The 20100-nt window shown below is 72.8% G+C and carries 15 protein-coding genes and 1 tRNA gene; 9 read left to right on the top strand and 7 right to left on the bottom strand.

The window, feature by feature from the left end; genetic code table 11:
- Nucleotides 1-2: 2 nt before the first annotated feature.
- Nucleotides 3-1658 (top strand): M4 family metallopeptidase, encoded by a 1656-nt coding sequence (locus tag ACSU6M_RS15515; protein ID WP_437070311.1) that lies wholly within the window; start codon nucleotides 3-5, stop codon nucleotides 1656-1658.
- A gap of 39 nt (nucleotides 1659-1697) precedes the next feature.
- Here the strand turns inward: ACSU6M_RS15515 and ACSU6M_RS15520 are convergent, their stop codons facing one another.
- On the bottom strand, nucleotides 1698-3146 hold the full coding sequence (locus ACSU6M_RS15520) for a M1 family metallopeptidase (RefSeq protein ID WP_437070312.1): 1449 nt from the start codon (nucleotides 3144-3146) through the stop codon (nucleotides 1698-1700).
- 183 nt (nucleotides 3147-3329) lie between these two features.
- On the opposite strand from ACSU6M_RS15520, the gene ACSU6M_RS15525 reads away from it, so the two are divergent.
- Nucleotides 3330-3830 (top strand): hypothetical protein, encoded by a 501-nt coding sequence (locus ACSU6M_RS15525; RefSeq protein ID WP_437070313.1) that lies wholly within the window; start codon nucleotides 3330-3332, stop codon nucleotides 3828-3830.
- 15 nt (nucleotides 3831-3845) lie between these two features.
- Here ACSU6M_RS15525 and ACSU6M_RS15530 read toward each other — a convergent pair whose 3' ends face one another.
- Nucleotides 3846-4511, bottom strand: coding sequence for a pentapeptide repeat-containing protein (locus ACSU6M_RS15530; RefSeq protein WP_437070314.1), 666 nt, complete (start codon nucleotides 4509-4511; stop codon nucleotides 3846-3848).
- Nucleotides 4512-4732: 221 nt separating this feature from the next.
- Between ACSU6M_RS15530 and ACSU6M_RS15535 the strand changes: the two genes are divergently transcribed.
- Both ACSU6M_RS15535 and ACSU6M_RS15540 read left to right on the top strand, forming a co-directional pair.
- Nucleotides 4733-5893 carry an FAD-dependent oxidoreductase gene (locus ACSU6M_RS15535; protein WP_437070315.1) on the top strand — a complete coding sequence of 387 codons (1161 nt, stop codon included), beginning with the start codon at nucleotides 4733-4735 and terminating at the stop codon, nucleotides 5891-5893.
- Between the two features lie 47 nt (nucleotides 5894-5940).
- Nucleotides 5941-6921, top strand: a complete 981-nt coding sequence (locus tag ACSU6M_RS15540; protein WP_437070316.1) for a zinc-binding dehydrogenase — start codon at nucleotides 5941-5943, stop codon at nucleotides 6919-6921.
- A gap of 84 nt (nucleotides 6922-7005) precedes the next feature.
- Here the strand turns inward: ACSU6M_RS15540 and ACSU6M_RS15545 are convergent, their stop codons facing one another.
- Both ACSU6M_RS15545 and ACSU6M_RS15550 read right to left on the bottom strand, forming a co-directional pair.
- Entirely contained in the window at nucleotides 7006-10242 is a 3237-nt protein-coding gene (locus ACSU6M_RS15545) for a Tat pathway signal protein (RefSeq protein WP_437070317.1), read from the bottom strand.
- A 397-nt stretch (nucleotides 10243-10639) separates the two neighbouring features.
- Entirely contained in the window at nucleotides 10640-12037 is a 1398-nt protein-coding gene (locus ACSU6M_RS15550; RefSeq protein ID WP_437070318.1) for an NAD(P)/FAD-dependent oxidoreductase, read from the bottom strand.
- 92 nt (nucleotides 12038-12129) lie between these two features.
- Here ACSU6M_RS15550 and ACSU6M_RS15555 point away from each other — a divergent pair, with 92 nt between their 5' ends.
- Complete coding sequence (locus ACSU6M_RS15555; protein ID WP_437070319.1) at nucleotides 12130-13020, top strand: aminoglycoside phosphotransferase family protein; 891 nt, start codon at nucleotides 12130-12132, stop codon at nucleotides 13018-13020.
- The gene (locus tag ACSU6M_RS15560) at nucleotides 13017-13493 is read left to right on the top strand and encodes an N-acetyltransferase family protein (protein WP_437070320.1); all 477 of its coding nucleotides are present in this window, start codon (nucleotides 13017-13019) and stop codon (nucleotides 13491-13493) included. Before ACSU6M_RS15555 ends, ACSU6M_RS15560 begins: the two co-directional genes overlap by 4 nt.
- A 564-nt stretch (nucleotides 13494-14057) precedes the next feature.
- Here the strand turns inward: ACSU6M_RS15560 and ACSU6M_RS15565 are convergent.
- Both ACSU6M_RS15565 and ACSU6M_RS15570 read right to left on the bottom strand, forming a co-directional pair.
- Nucleotides 14058-14351 carry a hypothetical protein gene (locus ACSU6M_RS15565; RefSeq protein ID WP_437070321.1) on the bottom strand — a complete coding sequence of 98 codons (294 nt, stop codon included), beginning with the start codon at nucleotides 14349-14351 and terminating at the stop codon, nucleotides 14058-14060.
- 1043 nt (nucleotides 14352-15394) lie between these two features.
- A tRNA-Thr gene (locus ACSU6M_RS15570) sits at nucleotides 15395-15468 on the bottom strand.
- A gap of 213 nt (nucleotides 15469-15681) precedes the next feature.
- Between ACSU6M_RS15570 and ACSU6M_RS15575 the strand changes: the two genes are divergently transcribed.
- From ACSU6M_RS15575 to ACSU6M_RS15585, 3 genes are all read left to right on the top strand, one after another.
- Nucleotides 15682-16770: an ABC transporter ATP-binding protein gene (locus tag ACSU6M_RS15575; protein WP_437070322.1), complete on the top strand. Its 1089-nt coding sequence runs from the start codon at nucleotides 15682-15684 to the stop codon at nucleotides 16768-16770.
- Between the two features lie 209 nt (nucleotides 16771-16979).
- Nucleotides 16980-17435: a hypothetical protein gene (locus tag ACSU6M_RS15580; RefSeq protein ID WP_437070323.1), complete on the top strand. Its 456-nt coding sequence runs from the start codon at nucleotides 16980-16982 to the stop codon at nucleotides 17433-17435.
- 168 nt (nucleotides 17436-17603) lie between these two features.
- Nucleotides 17604-18335, top strand: a complete 732-nt coding sequence (locus ACSU6M_RS15585; protein WP_437070324.1) for a nucleotidyltransferase family protein — start codon at nucleotides 17604-17606, stop codon at nucleotides 18333-18335.
- A gap of 76 nt (nucleotides 18336-18411) precedes the next feature.
- On the opposite strand, the gene ACSU6M_RS15590 is transcribed toward ACSU6M_RS15585, so the two are convergent.
- Entirely contained in the window at nucleotides 18412-20094 is a 1683-nt protein-coding gene (locus tag ACSU6M_RS15590; protein WP_437070325.1) for a DoxX family protein, read from the bottom strand.
- Between the last annotated feature and the right edge of the window lie 6 nt (nucleotides 20095-20100).

Genomic DNA, 20100 nt, shown 5'->3' on the forward strand with positions numbered 1-20100 from the left:
GAGTGACATCGCAGTCCCGCACTCCCCGTACGACCGTCCTGCGCGCCGCCGCCCTGATCGGCTCGGCCGCGATGGTCGTACTCGCGACGCAGGGCGCAGCCGCCACCGCGGCCGCCCCCGAGCCCGCGCCCGGCGCCGCGGCCGTCAAGCTGAGCCCCTCCGCGCGCGCCGCCGCCATCGCCTCCGCCCAGGACGCGGCCCCGGCCACCGCCCGTGAACTCGGGCTCGGCGCCCAGGAGAAGCTCGTCGTCCGCGATGTCGTCAAGGACGCCGACGGCACGGTCCACACCCGCTACGAGCGCACCTACGCCGGTCTGCCCGTCCTCGGCGGCGACCTGATCACGCACGAGACGAAGGGCGGCGCCCTCAAGGGTGTCACCAAGGCCACCAAGGCCCGGATAGCCGTGGCGTCCACCGACGCCGCGATACCGGCCGCCGCGGTGAAGAAGTCGGCGCTCGCCGCCGCCGAGGCAGCGCACGCCGGGCACGAGCACGCCGAGTCCGCCAAGCCCACCGCCGCCGCCCCGCGCAAGGTCGTCTGGGCCGCCGGCACCAAGCCCGTCCTCGCCTACGAGACCGTCGTCAAGGGCCTCCAGCACGACGGCACCCCGAGCGAGCTGCACATCATCACCGACGCCGCCACCGGCAAGCGGCTGCACTCCTTCGAGGCCATCGAGACCGGCACCGGAACCGGCCAGTACAGCGGCTCCGTCACCCTCGGCACCACCGCCGCCTCCGGCGGCTACACCCTCACCGACGCGGCCCGCGGCGGCCACCGGACGTACGACCTGAACGGCGGCACCTCCGGCACCGGCACCCTCTTCCAGGACGCCGACGACGTCTGGGGCGACGGCACCCCCGGCAACCGCCAGACCGCCGCCGTCGACGCCGCCTACGGCGCCCAGATGACCTGGGACTTCTACAAGAGCGCCTTCAACCGCAACGGCATCCGCAACGACGGCGTCGCCGCCTACTCCCGCGTCCACTACGGCAACGCCTACGTCAACGCCTTCTGGTCCGACCAGTGCTTCTGCATGACGTACGGCGACGGCGCGAACAACCTCAAGCCGCTCACCTCCCTCGACGTGGCCGGCCACGAGATGACCCACGGTCTGACCTCCGCCACGGCCGGCCTGCGCTACAGCCGTGAGTCCGGCGGGCTGAACGAGGCCACCTCCGACATCCTGGGCACCTCGGTGGAGTTCTTCGCGAACAACTCCTCCGACGCCGGCGACTACCTCATCGGCGAGAAGATCGACATCCGCGGCAACGGCACCCCGCTGCGCTACATGGACAAGCCCAGCCGCGACGGCCGTTCCGCCGACTACTGGTCCCGCGACCTCGGCCGCCTGGACGTGCACTACTCCTCCGGCCCGGCCAACCACTTCTTCTTCCTGCTGTCCGAGGGCAGCGGCGCCAGGACCGTCAACGGCGTCAGCTACAACTCCCCCACCTACGACGGCTCCACGGTCACCGGCATCGGCCGCGACAAGGCATACCAGATCTGGTACAAGGCCCTGACCACCTACTTCACCTCCTCCACCGACTACGCGGGCGCCCGCACCGGCACCCTGAACGCGGCCCGTGACCTGTACGGCGCGAACAGCGCCGAGTACAACGCGGTCGCGGCGGCCTGGAAGGCCGTCAACGTCAACTGATCTGTCTCAGCGGGGATGTGAGGCCGGGTCGTTCGTCTCCTACGGGCGGCCCGGCCTTCCGTCTCCGTACAGCCACACCTCCCAGACGTCCCCCAGGTCCGCCTTCGGCGCCAGCCGCTCCACGTACGCCGTGAAGTCCGCCGTGTCCGCGTTGCCGTGCCGGTGGGCGGCGGCCCAGCCGCGCAGCAGCGCCCCGAAGGTGTCGTCGCCGAGCCGCTGCCGCAGCTTGTGCAGGACCATCGCACCGCGCTGGTAGACCGGGGTGCCGGAGATGGTGGCCGCGCTGTCCGGGCGCGCCGGCGGGAAGGCCCACAGGTCGGGGTAGAGGGCCTCGCCCCGCGCGTACAGCCGCTCGAACCTGTGCTGCGCGCTCTCGCCGCCGTGATCCTCCGCCCACAGCCACTCCGCGTATGTCGCGAAGCCCTCGTTCAGCCACATGTCCCGCCAGGTCCGCGGGCTCACGGAGTTCCCGTACCACTGGTGCGCGAGCTCGTGGACCAGCAGCGGGACGCTCGGCGCGCCGGGGAAGACCGGCCGGTTCTGCGTCTCCAGGGCATAGCCGGCATCCCCGTCCCGCTCGACGATCGCCCCGGTCGAGGAGAACGGGTACGGCCCGAACCTCTTCTCGGCCCAGGCCATCACCTCGGGCAGCCGCGCGAGCACCGACCGGCTGGCCGCCGCCACGACCGGGTCCACAGCCGTGTACACCGGCAGCCCGTCCGTCGTCCGGGTCCGGCTGATGTCGTAGCGGCCGATCGCGACGGTGGCGAGATAGCTCGCCATCGGCTCGGCGCAGCGCCACACATACGTCGTACGGTCCCCCCGCACCTGTTCCCGCACCAGCTCGCCGTTGGACACGGCCGTCAGGCCGCGCGGCACGGTGACCGTGATCGTGTAGGACGCCTTGTCCGAGGGGTGGTGGTTGCCCGGGAACCACGCCGCCGACCCCACCGGCTGGCCCAGCGCGAGCGCGCCGTCCGCGGTGGGCAGCCAGCCCTCCCGTGAGCCGTCCGGGTCGGTGACGGTCTCGGGCCGGCCGGCGTAGCGGACGGTGACCTCGAAGGTGCCGCCGACGGGCAGCTCCTGGCGCGGGCGGACGGTCAGCTCCTGTCCCGCGCGGTTGAAGCGGGCCGGTTCGCCGTCGACGGTGACCTCGTGGACCCTCAGCCCCATCAGATCCAGGTCGAACGCCGACAGGTCCCGCGTGGCGCGGGCGGAGACCACCGTCGTGCCGGTGAGTCGGCGGCGCCCGGGGTCGTAGGCGAGGTCCAGGGCGTAGCGGGTGACGTCGTAGCCGCCGTTGCCCGCCTTCGGGAAGTACGGGTCGCGCACCCCCGATCCGCCCGGCGTGCCCCGCACCCCGCCCCCGCACGCGGCGAGCCCCAGCACGAGGGACGCGGTGACGGTCACGGCGGCGACGGCGGGGAAGGCACGGAAGGCGGAGGAGGCCGGGAAGGGGACAACAGGCGCGAATCGGGACACGTCCATGATCCTAAGGCGGTCCGCACCACCCGGCCCGCGGACCACCGCCGCCCTACCCCATGACGCCCGGCCCGCGGACCACCGCCGCCCTGCCCCCCCTGACGCCCGCCCCCGGACCGTCGCCGCCCTGCCCCCTGACGCCCGGCCCGCGGACGGCCGCCCCCTGCTGCCCGTGACACCATCACCTACGTGCTCGACATCGGCTACGCCCTCTCCAACCGCTTCCCGGACCCGCCGCAGACGGACTACCGGCGCGCGGACACCTACGCCCTGCGCCACGACCTGTTCTGCGGCGACGTCTACCTCGCCGACACCGAGGCGGACCGGGAGCTGTCCACAGCCTGGGGATGGGTGCCGGTGCTCGACTTCGCGTGGGCCCTGTGCGACATCGTCGAGCGGCTCGACCAGGACCCCGCCGGATCCCGCGCCTCCCGGCCCCAGTACGCGGAGCTGGACTTCACCGAGTCGACCGACCGGATGCTCTTCGAGCGACGGTTCGGCTGGGTGGACATCGAGGCCGACTGGATGCCGGCCGAGGAGGCGCCGCTGACCTTCTCCCACACCGAGCTGCGCCGTGAGGCACGGGACTTCCTGCACGACCTGATCGCCGACCTGGTCGACCTGCACGAGGACCTGGCCGAGAACCCGGCGATCTGGACCCTGCAGGCACGCTTCCCCCGCGTCTCCTGAACTCCGGGCCTGCCCTCACCCCTCCACCCGCACCCCCAGCTCCGCCGCCAGCACCGGGGCCAGGTCCAGCAGCTGCCCGGTGCTGATCACCGCCCCCGCCAGCCGGTCCGCCCCTCGGGCGATCTCCAGCGGAGCGGCCCCGCGCAGATCCACGTCCCGCAGGGTCGCCGAGGTCAGGTCGGCCTCCTTCAGGGCGCAGTCGACGAACTCCACGCGCTCCAGCCGGGCCCCGCCGAAGTCCGGCTCGACCAGGACGCAGCCGTCGAAGACGACGTCTGTGAGCCGTGCCGCGCGGAAGTTGAGGACATCGAGCTTGCCGCCGCGCACCACGACCCGCTCCAGGACCGCCCCGTGCAGCTGCGCACCCCCCAGCCGGGCGCCCACCAGCTCGACGTCCCGCAGCGTCGCCTCCGCCAGGTCGGTGCCGACACCCCGCACCTCGGTGAGGACCGAGTCCAGGAAGCGGGCGTGGTGCAGCCGCGTCCCGTCCAGCACGCACCCCGTCAGCGCGCAGTCCATGAAGCGGGCGCCCGCCCCGTCCTGGCCCGACAGCTCCACCTCCCGCAGCTCCAGCCCGTCGTAGTCCCCGTCGGGCTCCAGCGCGCCGCCCGGCCACCGCTCCAGCGCGGGCAACCGCAGCTCCGGCCGCCGCGCCGCCTTCACCCCGGTGCTCCTCCGCATGCCCGAACCCCCCTTCGCCCCGGTGCTCCCCCGCACACCCGCACCCCCCTTCGCCCCGACGCCCGCGTGCCGTCCGCTCGCCATGACCCCATCGTGCACCCCACCACTGACAATCGCCCCGACCTGCGAGAACGCCCTCGCCGACGGCCCGTTGTCACATTTCGGGTGCCTCGTCCCGTCGTAACGGTGTCGGCCGAACCGAGCAGAGGAGCCCCCCAGCCATGCATCGCATCACCGTCGTCGGCGGAGGTTTCGCCGGACTCACCGCCGCCATCACCGCCGCCGAGGCGGGCGCCAGGGTCACCCTGTACGAGGCGCACCACACCCTCGGCGGACGGGCCCGCACGGCCGAGGGCCCCTACCGCACCAACGAGGGTCCGCACGCCCTGTACAGCGGCGGCCCGCACTGGTCCTGGCTGCGCCGGCGCGATCTGATCGGACCGCTCGCGCCCCTGCCGCCGCTGGAGGCGGCCCGGCTGCGGCTGCGCCACCACGGAGTGCTGCGCCGCACCCCGCCGTTCGCCATGCTCAAGCTGCTGCGCCGCAGCGCCGCACGGGCGCCCGTGGACCTGGACTTCCTGACCTGGGCGACCCGTGAGGCGGGCGAGGAGGCCGCGCGGGCCGCCGCCCACTACTCGGCCGTGGCCCTGTTCCACCACGACCCCGGCTCGCTGTCGGCCGCGTTCGTGCAGGAACGGCTGCGCCGGGCCACCAAGCTGCCGCCGGAGGCGCACTACCCGCGCGGCGGCTGGGCCGGCGTCATCGACCGCATGGCCGCCCGCGCCTGGAACCTGGGCGTGCGGATGGAGACCCTGTCCCGCGTCGACATCCTGCCCACCGACACACCGGTCGTCGTGGCGACCTCCCTGGACTCCGCGCGGCAGTTGCTCCGCGACGACTCGCTGACCTGGCCGAGCGGCCGCACCGCGCTGATCGACCTCGCGGTACGCACCCGGCGCGGAGACGCCTTCGCCGTGTCCGACCTGGACGCGCCGGGCTGGATCGAGCGGTTCACGGCACAGGACCGCACCCTCGCCCCGGCCGGCGAACAGCTGATCCAGGGCCAGATCCCCCTCGCACCCGGCGCCCCGCGCGCCGACGGCGTGGCCCGCGCCGAGGAACTGCTCGACCTCGGCTTCCCCGGCTGGCGCGAGCGCGTGACCTGGCGGCGCGAGGCGATGGCGCAGGGCCGTACCGGCGCCGTCGACCTGCCCGGCACCAGCTGGCGGGACCGGCCCGCGGTGGACCGGGGCGACGGCGTGTACCTCGTCGGCGACCAGGTGGCCGCGCCCGGTGTGCTGTCCGAGGTGTCCTTCAACAGCGCCCTGACCGCGGTGTCGCTGCTGCTGGGCCGGAACTCCCTTGACCTCAAGCACGCTTGAGGATGAATCGTGGGCCGTGACGAACGGACACCACCTCTGGGGGACCCATGCACGCCATCCGCCTGCACGCCTTCGGCCCGGCCGAGAACCTGACCTACGAGGAGGTCGAGGACCCGCACCCCGGCCCCGGCCAGGTCCGTATCCGCGTCCGGGCCGCCGGCGTCCACCTGCTGGACACCACCCTGCGCCAGGGGCTGCAGGGCCCGGCCCCCGCCCCCACCGAGCTGCCCACGATCCCCGGCCGCGAGGTGGCGGGCGAGGTCGACTCGCTCGGCGAGGGCGTCGCGGACCTGTGGCGGGGCAAGCGCGTGGTCGCCCACCTGGGCTTCGTGCCCGGAGGGTACGCCGAGCTGGCCGTCACCGACGTCGAACGCCTCCACGAGATCCCGGCCGGCCTCGACTTCGCCGAGGCCGTCGCCCTGATCGGCACCGGCCGCACCGCGATGGGCATCCTGCAGTTCGCCGACCTCGGGCCCGGCTCGGTGGTCGTCGTACCGGCGGCGGCCGGCGGCATCGGCACCCTGCTCGTGCAGTACGCCGTCCACGCGGGCGCCACCGTGATCGGCCTGGCCGGCGGCCCGGAGAAGGCCGCCCAAGTACGGGACAACGGCGCCGCCCTCGCCGTCGACTACACGGACCCCGACTGGCCCGGCAAGGTCCGCGCCTGGCTCGGCGGCCGCACCGCGACCCTCGTCCTCGACGGCGTCGGCGGCGACGTGGCCCGCGAGACCGTCGCCCTGCTCGGCCCCGGCGGCAAGCACCTCGTCTTCGGCTGGTCCGCCGAGGGCACCGGCGAGGGCGAGCCCCACCTCGTCGACGGGGTCTCCCAGCAGGTCCTCGGCGCGGTGATGCTCGACCGGGTCGGCGGCCCCCACCCCGTCCGCACCCTCGAACTGCGCGCCCTCGCCGAAGCCGCCGCCGGCCGCCTCCGCCCGGCCGTCCACCGCTTCCCCCTCGCCCAGGCCGCCGCCGCCCACCGCGCCCTGGAGAACCGCGGCACGATCGGAAAGGTCGTCCTGGAGCCGTGAGGCACGGTGACGACAGCGGGCCGAGGGAAGGAAAGAGGGCGGCACCGGGACCCCGGGCCACCCTCTTCCGTCAGCCGTGACGGCTCACCTCACGACAGCCGTCGCCCTGCTCAGCGCCGACCCGTCCTTGTGCCCCGTACGGCGGGCGATCACCTTCACGGTGATGGTCTTGCCCCGCTGGGCCGACGTCAGCACCAGCGAGGACCTCGTGGCCCCGCTGATCGCCCTGCCGCTCGCGTACCACTGGTACGCGTACGACGTCGGCGCCGGGCTCCATGTGCCCTTCGACGCCCGCAGGGTCTGCCCCACCTTCGGCGTCCCGGTGATCACCGGCAGTGTGGTCGCCCTGGGGGCGTCCCCCTTGGCCACGGTCACCGCGGCCGAGGTCGCCGTGCCGCTCTGCCAGCCGCTCTTGACCGCGGTGACGGTCACGCTGAGCTTCTTCCCGAGCAGTCCCGCCGGGACGGCGTACGTCTTCGCCGTCGCCCCGGCTATCGCCCGGCCGTCCGCCTTCCACTGGTACGTGTACGACGTCGGGGTCGCCGACCAGCTGCCCGGCGCCGCCGTCACCCGGGCGCCCACCTCGACCGTGCCGGTCACCTTGGGAGCCACCGTGTTCCGCAGCTGGGGCTCGGTGACGGTGAAGGTGCCCCGCGAGAACTCGCAGCAGCCCGCGAACACGCTCACGCTCCAGGCCCCGACCTCGGCGCCCGTCAGGTCCAGGGTCGCGGTGAGCGTACGGCGGTCCGCCGACACGGAGTCCGCCGTGGCGGTCACGGTTCTGCCGCCGCGGTACAGCCGCACCCTGGCGTCCGAGGGCAGCGCGGTGCCGGTCACCGTGACCTTGACCTTGTTGCCGGAGGCGCCCGTGGTGGGGCTGAGGCCGGTGACGTTCACGTTGTCCGGGCCGCACGGGGCGGACGTACAGACCAGTTCGGCGCGGTAGGCGGTACGGGACGCCTTCTCCGGCAGCCCCAGCACGAACAGCGAGGAAGCCGGGCCGGACGCCGAACACCGGTAACCGCTCGGGATGTACAGCGCACAACCGTCGTTCCACGAGCTGGAGTACAGCGCGGGCACCGCCGTGGCCGTCGCCCCCGTGGTGTCGGTGATCCTCGCCTCGAAGGAGTCGTAGGCGGCCGTCGGCAGCACCGCGCACACCGCGGTCCGCGACTCGTCGAGCGTGCCCGTGACCGGGCCGTACCCGTAGGCGACGGACGGCACCCGTGTGCACTCCGGCGCCGGACCGCTCGCGGTCGCGACGCGCAGCGCGTCCAGGCGGTACGCGGGCGCGGCCGACAGCCGGGCCGGCGTCTGCACCAGCACCTGGTGGGTGGTGGAACCGGTGGCCGCGCAGGAGCGGTTGCGGAACGAGCACTCCACGGTGCCGTCACCGCCCAACACCATGCTGTTCGCGGTGCCCAGCGGGTCCCGGACATCGATGTGCAGGACATCGTCGGCCGCCGCGGTGGTGACCTGGTGGCAGTTCAGGGTGCCGGGCGCGCCGTAGGAGCCGGCCACGGACGGGCCGCCCACCTTGGCCGCCGTGGTCCTGGCGCAGCCCGCCGAGGCGGCGCTCGCGGTCACGTCACGCCGGGCCAGGGTGTACGTGGCGGGCGCGTCCCGGCCGGTGAACAGCACGGTGTGGGCCTTGCCCGGCGTCAGCCGGCACAGCGTCCAGCCGTGCGTCGTGGGATAGACCTCGCACACCTTCGTGCCGTCGGTGTCCAGCACCGAGAACTGCGCCGACACCCCTCCGGCGGTGGCGATCAGCTGGAGGACCTCGGCGTCCGTGTGCGCGCCGGCCGGGATGCTCAGGCAGTGCGAGAAGACACCGTCGCCGGTGGTCAGCGTGGCCTTCGCGCCGTCGGCGGCGAAGGAGCCGGCCGGCAGCACCGGGCAGTCCTGCGCCACGTCGGTGCGGTGGAAGGCGATCGCGTACGGGCCCGTCGCGCCCCGCCCGTCGCTGTCGGCGTGCACCAGCGCTCGGTAGGGGGCCGTGCCCGTCAGCGCGCAGTCACCGCCCGCGAGCCGCGAGGCGTCGCACTGCGGGGTGCCCGCACGGTCCAGGACCTCCACGTCGGCGTCCGCGCCGGAGGAGGACAGCGGGATGAGCGCGGCGATCCGGGCGCCCTGCGGCGCGTCCAGGGTCAGGCAGTCGTACTGGCCGACCGTGCGCAGCTCGCCCCGGTGCACGCCCGCCCCGGCGGGAACACAGCCCGCGTCGGAGGCGCGGTCCAGAACGACCAGGTCGTCGGCGCCGGTACGGAACGGGTAGGTGCCCTCAAGGATCGCCGTGTATGTGCCGGCGGCCGTCAGACGGCAGGGGTCGACCTCCCGGCAGGCGATCTTCCCGGCCGCGTCGAACACCCGGACGGGGTGAGCGGATTCCTCCCCGACGGCGTGCACGAGATGAGCGCCCGCGCTGCCGACGGTGAAGGTGAAGCAGGGGTTGTCCCGGAAGTCCAGCCCCTGGAGCGGCCCGTACGGACGCACGGCGGCGGTGCGGCAGCCCTGCGGGTCGGTCAGCGGGCGCACCTTGACGGCGTATTCGGCGGGGAAGCCGTTCTCGGCGTACCGCACCTGGGACAGCACCCGGTAGGGGCCCTCGCCGGGCAGGACGCAGCTGAAGGTGTCCTCGTCGTCCGCCGCGCGCGGGCAGATCCAGGCGCCGCTCGCGTCGGTGATCCAGGCGAGCGTCTCGCCGTAGACCCGTGTGCCCTCGCCGAGCAGGACCCGCCGGCCCGGCTCGGCGTCGAACGCCTGGCAGCCGACCGCCAGCGGACTCACCGACGTCCGGCTCACCGTCGGCTGGTCCCAGCGGGTGCCGACCGCCTCATGGCATCCCGGCGTGGCCGAGCCGAGCGGGACGACGGTGACCCGAACCTGCGCCGGGTCCACCCAGTCGTCGTTGACGAGGGAGAGGGTGTAGGAGCCCGCCTCGGGCACCTGGCACCAGCCGCTCTGGCCGGACCTCTCGTCGTGGCAGTCCAGCTGGGTGCCGTCCGCGGCGTACAGGTACGGGTAGGTGTTGTGCCGGCTGTCCGTCAGCGACACCAGGTACAGGCCCGGCTGAGGTGCCGTCACCGTGAAGCAGGCGCTGTCCCGCGCCGGGACGGTCACCTCGCCCACGGCGTCCCCCGGATCGCCGAACGGCGCGAGGGCGAGCGGCGCGCACTCGGCCGCCTCCGCCGCGACGGCTGGGCGCGCGCCGGTGAGGGCCAGCAGTGAAGCGAGCAAAGAGACGACAGCGGCGAACGCGGCCGGGAACACGACCGCCCGTCTGCGTCTCGGCGCCGGACACAGGTCGGCGTCGGACACGGGATCCCCCCTGGATCAGTGGTGAATGAGGTGATCGTCGCACACGGGTCCGACAGCACGCTCAGGAGATTCGGGGGCTGTGGACCACCCAGGGCTTGTGGAAAACCGTGCCCCCCACACGTGCCCTCGGCCGACCCGCGTCCTTCAGCCCGCCCCGCGCCCCTCAGCGGGCCTCGCGCCCCTCAGCGGGCCTCGCGCCCCTCAGCCGACCCGCGCCCCTCAGCCCACGGCCCCCAACCCACAGCCCCTCATCCCGCCCCGCGCCCCTCAGCCCGACCCCCGCCCCTCAGCCCACGGCCCCCAACCCACATCCCCTCATCCCGCCCCGCGCCTCTCAGCCGACCCGCGCCCCCAGCCCACGGCCCCTCAACCCACGGCCCCTCAGCCCGCCCCCTCCTCAATGCCGCCCCGAGATCCGGTCCGCCACCCGCGCCCACCGGGACGAGCCCGTGCTGTGGGTCGCGGTCTCCCGCCGGTCCGCCGTGCGGTACGCGGCGTACAGGCCCTGCACCCCGAGCCAGCGCAACGGCTCCGGCTCCCACTTGCGCACCTTGTGCCCGACCCACGGCAGATCGGTCAGCTCGGTGCGCCCGCCCTGCCCGGAGTCCTGCTGCACCAGGTCCCGCAGGGTCCGCGCCGCGAGGTTCGCGGTGGCGACACCGGAACCCACGTAGCCGCCCGCCCAGCCGAGCCCCGTCGACCGGTCCAGGGTCACCGTCGCGCACCAGTCGCGCGGCACACCGAGCACACCCGACCAGGCGTGCGCGATCCGCACCCCGGCGAGGGAGGGGAAGAAGCGCACCAGGATCTCCCGCAGCGCCTCCACGGTCGCCTCCTGGGTACGGCCGTCGTTGTCGGTCCGCGATCCGAAGCGGTACGGCACTCCGCGCCCGCCCAGCGCGATCCGCCCGTCGGCGGTGCGCTGTGCGTACATATAGGCGTGCGCCATGTCGCCGAGGGTCTCGCGGCCCGCCCAGCCCACGGACTCCCACTGCTCCTCGGTCAGCGGTTCGGTGACCACCATCGAGGAGTTCATCGGCAGCCAGGTCCGCCGCTGGCCCTTCAGGGACGCGGTGAACCCCTCCGTGCAGCGCAGGACATAGGGCGCGCGGACGGTGCCGTACGGCGTCACCGCGTGCTTGGGCCGGATCTCCGTCACCGGCGTCGCCTCGTGGATCGTCACCCCGAGCGCCTCCACCAGCGCCGCCAGCCCCTTGACCAGCTTCACCGGATGCACCCGCGCCCCGTGCGGGGTCCACGTCGAGCCGACCGCGCCCGCCACCCGGATCCGCTCGGCGGTCTCGCGGGCGCCGTACAGCTCGCGGTCCTTCTCCCCGTACGACAGCTCGTGCTCGTGGAACGCCTTCAACCGTGCCAACTGGGCGGGAGTGCAGGCCACTTCGAGGACGCCGCCCTGGTGCACATCGGCGTCCACGCCCTCCGCGGCCAGCACCGAGACGACCTCGCCGACGGTGGCGTTCATGGCCCGCTGCAGCCGCTGGGCCGCCTCCTTGCCGTGCAGCTTCGCGTACCGGTCGAGGCCGGCGATGCCGTTGTACAGCCAGCCGCCGTTGCGCCCGGAGGCGCCGTAGCCGCAGAACCGCTGCTCCAGCACCATGACCCGCAGGAACGGCGCCGCCTTCTTCAGGTAGTACGCCGTCCACAGCCCCGTGTACCCGCCGCCGACGATCACCACATCGGCCGACGCGTCCCCGGCGAGCGGCTCCCGCACCGCCGGAAAGCCCTCGTCCGCGTACCAGAAGGAGACACCACCGTTGACCACACCGCTGCTCATGGCAGCGGACGTTAACCCGACCCGGCGGCCGGTGTCTCCTTCGGATTCCGCACTCTTGCCCGCCCGCTGAGCGGCACGGGTAGCCTCGCCCCGTGATCGACGTCCCCGAGGAACTGGCCGAGACGCAGGCGCTGTACAACGGGGAGGCGGGCCGCGCCTTCGTCGCCCGGCTTCCCCGGCTGGCCGCGGACTTCCTGGACCGCTGGGACCTCAGCCCCGACGGCCCGTCGAGGTACGGCGTCTGCGCCCTGGTCCTGCCCGTCACACGCGGCGACGGCACCCGTGCCGTCCTCAAGCTCCAGCTCCCCGACGAGGAGACCGCCGGTGAGCCGCTCGCCCTGCGCACCTGGTCCGGCGACGGCGCCGTACGCCTCCTCGCACACGACCCGGCCACCGGCACGATGCTGCTGGAACGCCTGGACGCCGCCCGCCCCCTCTCCACCCACCCCGACACCCGTGAGGCGGCCCGCGTGATCGCCGCGCTGCTGGCCCGCCTCACCGCCGCGCAGGCGCCCCCCGGCCTGCGCGGCCTCGGCGAGGTGACCCGCACCCTGCTGGACCGCACCCCGCCCGCCGTGGCCCGTATCCCCTACGAGCCCGTCCGCCGCCTCCTGACCGACTGCGCGGCCGCCGTACGCGAGGTCGCCGGCGAGCCCGGCGACCGCCTCCTGCACTGGGACCTGCACTACGACAACGTCCTCGCCGCCGACCGCGCCCCCTGGCTGGCCATCGACCCCAAGCCGCTGGCCGGCGACCCCGGCTTCGAACTGCTCCCGGCCCTGGTCAACCGCTTCGACGCCGACGAGATCCTGCCCCGCTTCGACACCATGACCAGCGAGATGGGCCTCGACCGCGCCCGCGCCGGGGCCTGGACCCTGGGCAGGGTCCTGCAGAACGCCGTCTGGGACACGGAGGAGGGCCGCCCGCCGGCCCCGGAAAATCTGGAGATCGCCCACCGTCTGCGGGCTACCCTCCGCCCATGATCCGTACCGCGACCCCCGCCGACGTCCCCGTCATCCACACCCTGATCCGCGAACTCGCCGAGTACGAGAGGGCCCCGCACGAGGCCAGGGCGACCGAGGCCCAGCTCCACGCGGCCCTCTTCGGCGACCACCCCGCCGCCCACGCCCACATCGCCGTCGACGACGAGACCGGCGAGCCGGCCGGCTTCGCCCTGTGGTTCCTGAACTTCTCCACCTGGCGCGGCACCCACGGCATCTACCTGGAAGACCTCTACGTCCGCCCCACCGCCCGCGGCGCCGGCCACGGCAAGGCCCTCCTCACCGAACTGGCCCGCCTGTGCGTCGAGCGCGGCTACCAGCGCCTGGAGTGGTCCGTCCTGAACTGGAACGAGCCCGCGATCGGCTTCTACCAGTCCCTGGGCGCCGTCCCGCAGGACGAGTGGACGGTGTACCGCCTGACCGACGAGGCACTGGCAGACCTCGGCAAGCACTGAGCAAAACCCGGCCCGAACCCGCCCGACCTGGCCCACGCCCGCGTCAGTGGTCGATGCCGCCCAGCAGCACAGGCAAGAGAGCAAGGAGACTCGCGGCGGCATCGAGGACGAGTGCTGCGAGGACGACGAGCAACAGGACCACGCTGAGCGTCCACCCGAAGCGGCCAGCGACCTCGCGAAGCCGACCCCGCCCCGATCCCCGCCCCCTGGGACCCTGCCCACCCGGCGGCCCGACAAAGGACGATCACCGTCAAGCACCACGGACAACGCCCCCGTGATCACGAATCACGGGGGCGTCGCAGCAGGTCACCCACGCGGCTGCTGTGCGTCAGCGCCGTCCGGTGCCGTTGATGTCAGGCATGGGACGTCCGCGGATCAGCTCCGGCACCGGCCATGTCTCGAAGGACTCGTCCGGCCGGTCGACCCACTTCCACCAGAGTCGCCCACCAGTGCACCTCCACAGCGACCGGCACGCCCGTTGGCCGTCGTCCTCCCGCCGTGAGAGCACAAGGCCGTCAGGCTTCATGGGCCGGCTGCACTCGGAACAGGTCACGGCACGGCTGGTCATGCGGGGCCCATGACGCCCATCGCACCGAGCACGAGACACACCGTGCCGAAGAGAAAGAAGCAGCCCACGGCAATCATGACGGACCCGAGCCTGACGACGCCGGCACTCTTGTGCTCTTGCGCCACCAGTGAGCCTGAGATCTTTTGTCCGAGATCCAAAGGGCCTGGTAGCCGCCCGTCCCGTCGGAGCATCCGTCCGACGCTGATGAGCGCTACGCCAAAGATCAGGGTGAGCGCGCTCGTCTGGAGCTGGTAGACCGGGTCGTAGGCGTGCGAAGCCGCGATGATCAATGAAACCCCCCAAGGCGCCTGGCAGAGTCACTGCCCGGCGGCAAGAAATACCTCATCTTGCCCGACCGCCACCCCTGGAGGGAAACGCGTATGGCCGAGGCGCTGACCTGGGGTTTCGTTGCTGGCGGATGTAGGTCGACTGTCGCTGTCGGTCGTCGTTGGCCGGCCTCGGGGGCTCGGACCGCCCAGGAGGAAGCTGCTGTGCAGAAGCACGCTAGGCAACTCCGTAGCCGAAGCGGTCAAGGCGGTGTTCAGGGACTCACGGGCGATCTCCATCTGCTTGGGTCCGCAGGCTCGTCCGCCAGTGTTCGTCGGCGTTGAGCAGCGATGGGTCGGGCGGCTGTGTGGGGACCGGTGGCGTCGCCTGTGGTCGCGGGGGTTGCTGTACTTTCCTGCTGTACGGGAGCCGCAGGATCGGGGGAGCCATAGCAGCGCTGGGGTTCTTCATCATGCTGCCGTGCCTCGCCATCGTCAGCTTCACTTGCTTTGCCGCATGTCGAGCCCAGAGGCACCATGCCTTCAAGTTTCTGGCCTACGTATGCCTGTGCGTCGGCCTTGTATGCGGTCTCACTCCCATCGGGATGGTCGTCTGGGCGTCTTCCCTGTAGGTGCCGTCTGCCGGCCCCGTGTTGTCGGGCTCCCGGTACGTGGCGAAAGCACCAGCTGGGGAGATCGCGTATGCGGATGTCGGCCGACCCGGGGGGACGTTGACCTGCGGGTCAATGGTGCGCTTGCCGTCGTTCTTGCTCCCCGCTGCTCGCCCTTCGGGCGGGCGCATGGAGGGCAAGGGCTCTGATCTACGGACCTTCGTCGCCGAGGTGTCGCGCCGGACCTTCCCCGGCCACGGCCGAAGAGGCGCACCGCGTGCTCAGGACCTGCCGTGAGCAGCTGGTGACGCGGAACGCCGCCTCGCTCGCGGAGGCCCCGAAGGTGCCCCGCCGCGAGCTGTCCGATCGCGAGTGACCGCCCCGGTTGATGGACCCCCGGATGTCGAACGCCCCGGACCGATCTCCGGCCGGGGCGTTCGCGCTGTTCAGCGTCGGAGCCCCCTGTCGGATTCGAACCGACGACCTTCGCTTTACAAGAGCGGCGCTCTAACCAGCTGAGCTAAGGAGGCATGCGCGCTTCACCGGCGCGCCCGTGCAGTGTACCCAGCCCGCGGTGCGGGCCTGTCGAAAATTTCCGCGAAGTTCACAGAGGTCCGGGTACTGACAGACGAGGTGAACCCCAGGTACCGTCCTGAATCGGTTCACTGGCGTGGACCGATTCACCACCTTCCTACAACGGATCGTCCGGCACGTTCCTGCCGGTAGAAGGGGGCCCATTCACCATGGCCACTGTCACGTTCGACAAGGCGACCCGGATCTACCCGGGTTCCGACAAGCCCGCCGTCGACGCCCTGGACATCGAGATCGCGGACGGCGAGTTCCTCGTCCTGGTCGGTCCGTCCGGCTGCGGCAAGTCCACCTCTCTGCGGATGCTCGCCGGTCTGGAGGACGTCAACGGCGGCGCCATCCGCATCGGTGACCGCGATGTCACCCACCTGCCGCCGAAGGACCGGGACATCGCCATGGTGTTCCAGAACTACGCGCTCTACCCGCACATGACCGTCGCCGACAACATGGGCTTCGCGCTCAAGATCGCCGGCGTGCCGAAGGCGGAGATCCGGCAGAAGGTCGAGGAGGCCGCGAAGATCCTCGACCTCACCCAGTACCTGGACCGCAAGCCGAAGGCGCTCTCCGGCGGTCAGCGCCAGCGTGTGGCGATGGGCCGCGCGATCGTGCGTGAGCCGCAGGTGTTCCTCATGGACGAGCCGCTGTCCAACCTGGACGCCAAGCTGCGTGTGTCCACGCGTACGCAGATCGCCTCGCTGCAGCGCCGCCTCGGCATCACCACCGTCTACGTCACCCACGACCAGGTCGAGGCCCTCACCATGGGCGACCGGGTCGCGGTCCTCAAGGACGGTCTGCTCCAGCAGGTCGACACCCCGCGCAACATGTACGACAAGCCCGCCAACCTCTTCGTCGCCGGCTTCATCGGCTCCCCGGCCATGAACCTGGTCGAGGTCCCGATCACCGACGGCGGCGTGAAGTTCGGCAACTCGGTCGTCCCGGTGCAGCGCGACGCGCTCTCCGCCACCAGCGACAAGACCGTCACGGTCGGCGTGCGCCCCGAGCACTTTGACGTGGCCGGCCCGGACTCCGACCTCGGTGTCGCGGTCACCGTCAACGTCGTGGAGGAGCTCGGCTCCGACGCGTTCGTCTACGGCACCGCCACCGTCGGCGGCGAGTCCAAGGACCTCGTCGTCCGCGTCGGCGGCCGTGACGTCCCGGAGAAGGGCAGCACGCTGCACGTTGTCCCGCGGGCCGGCGAGACGCACGTCTTCTCCACGTCGACCGGCGCGCGCCTGTCCGACTGAACGCCACAACCCCGGGTAATTCACCCAGGTTGACGAAGAGGGCCCCGCACACCGCTGCGGGGCCCTTCTCGTTGTCGACAAATACCCCGACAGATCCACCCATTTCGACCAGCGTGCGTCAACCCGCTACCCCGAAAACGGCACCTTCTCATCCCCCGAACCGGTGACTAAATGTCGCCAAATCATTACCGGGCGCTACCCTCACTCGCGTGAAGCACTCCACCACCACCCAGACGCGACGCGGCCGGGGCCCCGCCCGCCGGATCGGCCGCAGCCTCGCCCTCGTCCTGCCCGTCGTCCTGGTGTTCTCCGGGACCCTCGCGGTCACCCGGGTCAACTGGTCGGGCGACCCGTCGACCTCGGTGCTCACCGCCGCGGACACCGCCGTGTCCGACGACGCCAAGCCGGCCGCCCCCCGCGCCCCGCACGAGCGCCTGCGCGACCAGCTCCTGACCGAGCTCCAGGAAAGGGACCCCGGCATCGCCCTCACCCACCTCCAGCAGGCCATCGACGAGCGGCCCTCCCTCGCCGCCCACTGCACCTCGATCGCCCGCGCCCTCGGCCGCGCCGCCGTCGCCGTCTACGGCCCCAAGCGAGCCCAGTCCTTCGCCCGCCCGGTCTGCGACACGGCCTACGCGTCGGGGGTGCTTGCCGCCCACGGCTGAGACCAACGCCCTGAGGGGCGACGTCCTGAGGGGCGCGGGGAACTGCGCGAGCACCCACGAACAACCCGCAGCCGCCGCCGCACGGAACCTCCGCCCCGGCAGGCGCGCGGAACCCCCGCCCCCGCAGGCGCACGAAACCCTACTCACCCGTACGCGTAAAGTGCGGGCATGACCGACCCGCAAGCCTCAGCACGCCCCACCCAGGCCGTCATCCTGGCCGGAGGCCAGGGATCACGGCTGCGCCCGTACACCGACGACCGCCCCAAGCCCATGGTGGAGATCCCCGGCACGGGCACCCCGATCATCGGCCACCAGCTCGCCTGGCTCGCCGAGGAGGGCGTCACCGACGTCGTCGTCAGCTGCGGCCACCTCGCCGACGTGCTCAAGAACTGGCTCGACACCGCGGACCTCCCGCTGAACGTCACCACCGTCGTGGAGACCGAGCCCCTCGGCCGCGGCGGCGGCCTGAAGTTCGCCGCCGCGCACCTGCCCCACCCCGACCGGCCCTGGTACGCCACCAACGGCGACATCTGGACCCGCTTCTCGCTGCGGGACATGGCCGACTTCCACACCGAGCGCGACGCCATAGCGACCCTCGCCCTGGCCCGCCCGCGCATCCCCTGGGGCGCCGTCCAGACGGACGGCTTCGGCCACATCACCGACTTCATCGAGGCCCCGCCGTCGACCTTCGAGATCAACGCGGGCGTCTACGTCTTCTCCCCCGAGTTCGCCGGCCTGCTCCCCGAGCGCGGCGACCACGAGCGCACCACGTTCCCGCACCTGGCCCGCGAGAGCCGCCTGTTCGGCTTCCCGCTCCCCCAGGGCGCCTACTGGCGGGCCATCGACACCGCCAAGGACCTCACGGAGGCCGCGAAGGAACTGGCCGCGCTGGGCCGCTGAAAGGCCCCTGAGGGCATACGACGACGGGGTCCCGCATCTCATGGATGCGGGACCCCGTTCCCGTACGGCGGCGGTGTCAGCCCAGGAGGCCGCCCACCAGGCCGGGCTCCTCCGTGGTCGGCTCGTCGGGACCGGCACCCGCGCCGCCGGACGACGTGGCACCGCCACTGGTGGGCCCGGAGCTGGTGCTCGGCGGCTGCTCCTCGGTCGGCGAGGACTGCTGCGGCGGGGCCTCCCCGACCGTGCCCTGCGTCTCGCTGGGAGCGCTGCCCGCCGTGGAGGTGTCCTGGGGGGCGTCCGGGGTGGTCGCGGTGCCCGCGGTGGGAGCGGCCGAGGTGGCGGCCTCCTCGGTGGGCGTCGTGGCGGCCGAGGGGCTGCCGCTCTCCTTCCTCTTCTCGCGCTTCTGCGGCTCCTGCGGCAGCGGCGAACCGGGCAGCTCGTTGCGCGGGGCGTCGCCGGGTCCCGGGACCACGATGCGGTCGGCGTCGCGGACCGCACCGCCGAGCAGGGAGCCCAGCAGCAGGGTGAGGCCGGTGACGATGGCGGTGACCAGGGCGCCGCGGCGCAGCACATAGCGGCGCAGCTCCCAGATGTCGGAGCGGGGGCCGAGGCGCCGCCAGGCCATGCCGGCGAGGCGGCCGTCGATGGAGTAGACGGGTGCGCCGGCGATGATCAGGGGCGACCAGGCGGCGAGGTAGATGATGTCGGGGGCGTCGTAGGCCGGGACGCTCTTCCAGCTGACGGTGACCAGCAGCGCGGCCGACAGCAGCGCGCCGATGACCGCGGCGACCCGCTGCCAGCAGCCCAGCACCGTCAGGACGCCGACGATGACCTGGAAGAAGGCGATGACGAGTCCGGAGCCGACGGGGTGCTCCAGGGCGAACTGGCGCAGCGGCTCGGCGACCTCCCAGGGGTGCAGGGTGTTGAGCCACTTGACCATGGAGCCGCGCTTGCCGCCGTCGAAGTAGACGGGGTCGCACAGCTTGCCCATGCCGGCGTAGATGGAGATGAAGCCGAGGAAGATGCGCAGCGGGAGCAGGACGACGCCGAGGTTCATGCGGCGGCCGGGGTAGTAGGCGTGCCGCGCGGGGTCGTCGCCGTGCCGTCCGCCGCGGCGGCCCGCGGAGCCGCTGTCGGTGCCGGTGTCGGTGTCGGTGTCGTCGTAGGTGTCGTACCGCTCGCCGGTGTAGCCGGGTTCGTCGTAGGCGCTGCCGACGGTGCGCATGGCGGGCAGGAGGCGGGTGCCGGCGCCGTCGGGGCCGCGCTGGGCGCCGACGACGGGGTTCTCCACGGTCTGGTCGAGCTCGTCGTAGAGCTCGTCGTAGCCGGGGCCGGTGACATCGACGTCGACGCGCGGGATGACCTGGGTGGCGCCGGCGTCGGCCGCTTCCTCGGCGGGGCGGACGCCCGCCGTGCGCACGGCCTGGAGCAGGCGGTGGGCGCCGGTGTCGTCGGGGGCCGAGCGGCCGCTCCAGACGACGGGGCGGCGGCGCGCGCCACCGGGGCGGGCGGCCGCGCCGACCAGGGGCATGCGGGCGGTGTCCTCGGTGGCGCTCAGGTGCCGTGCGACCCGCGCCGACTGGGCGCGCCCGGAGGAGGCGCCCAGCTGCACGCGGAAGCTCGCATGGTTGACGATGATCTGCGCCGGATCGCTCGGCACCTTCACCATGCTCAGCGCGGGAGCGTCATCGAGCCCGGAAGCGAATCCCGACGAGCGGTCCCCCGTGGGTGTGCGGGGTGTTCTGGTGTCCACACTCATCTAACC

Source organism: Streptomyces sp. enrichment culture, assembly GCF_964272895.1.
Classification (GTDB): domain Bacteria; phylum Actinomycetota; class Actinomycetes; order Streptomycetales; family Streptomycetaceae; genus Streptomyces.

Coding starts and splice junctions, on each gene's coding strand:
- ACSU6M_RS15540 (WP_437070316.1), top strand. CDS start 5,941: ATGCACGCCATCCGCCTGCACGCCTTCGGCCCGGCCGAGAACCTGACC.
- ACSU6M_RS15560 (WP_437070320.1), top strand. CDS start 13,017: ATGATCCGTACCGCGACCCCCGCCGACGTCCCCGTCATCCACACCCTG.
- ACSU6M_RS15585 (WP_437070324.1), top strand. CDS start 17,604: ATGACCGACCCGCAAGCCTCAGCACGCCCCACCCAGGCCGTCATCCTG.
- ACSU6M_RS15550 (WP_437070318.1), bottom strand. CDS start 12,037: ATGAGCAGCGGTGTGGTCAACGGTGGTGTCTCCTTCTGGTACGCGGAC.
- ACSU6M_RS15590 (WP_437070325.1), bottom strand. CDS start 20,094: ATGAGTGTGGACACCAGAACACCCCGCACACCCACGGGGGACCGCTCG.
- ACSU6M_RS15575 (WP_437070322.1), top strand. CDS start 15,682: ATGGCCACTGTCACGTTCGACAAGGCGACCCGGATCTACCCGGGTTCC.
- ACSU6M_RS15535 (WP_437070315.1), top strand. CDS start 4,733: ATGCATCGCATCACCGTCGTCGGCGGAGGTTTCGCCGGACTCACCGCC.
- ACSU6M_RS15530 (WP_437070314.1), bottom strand. CDS start 4,511: ATGCGGAGGAGCACCGGGGTGAAGGCGGCGCGGCGGCCGGAGCTGCGG.
- ACSU6M_RS15520 (WP_437070312.1), bottom strand. CDS start 3,146: ATGGACGTGTCCCGATTCGCGCCTGTTGTCCCCTTCCCGGCCTCCTCC.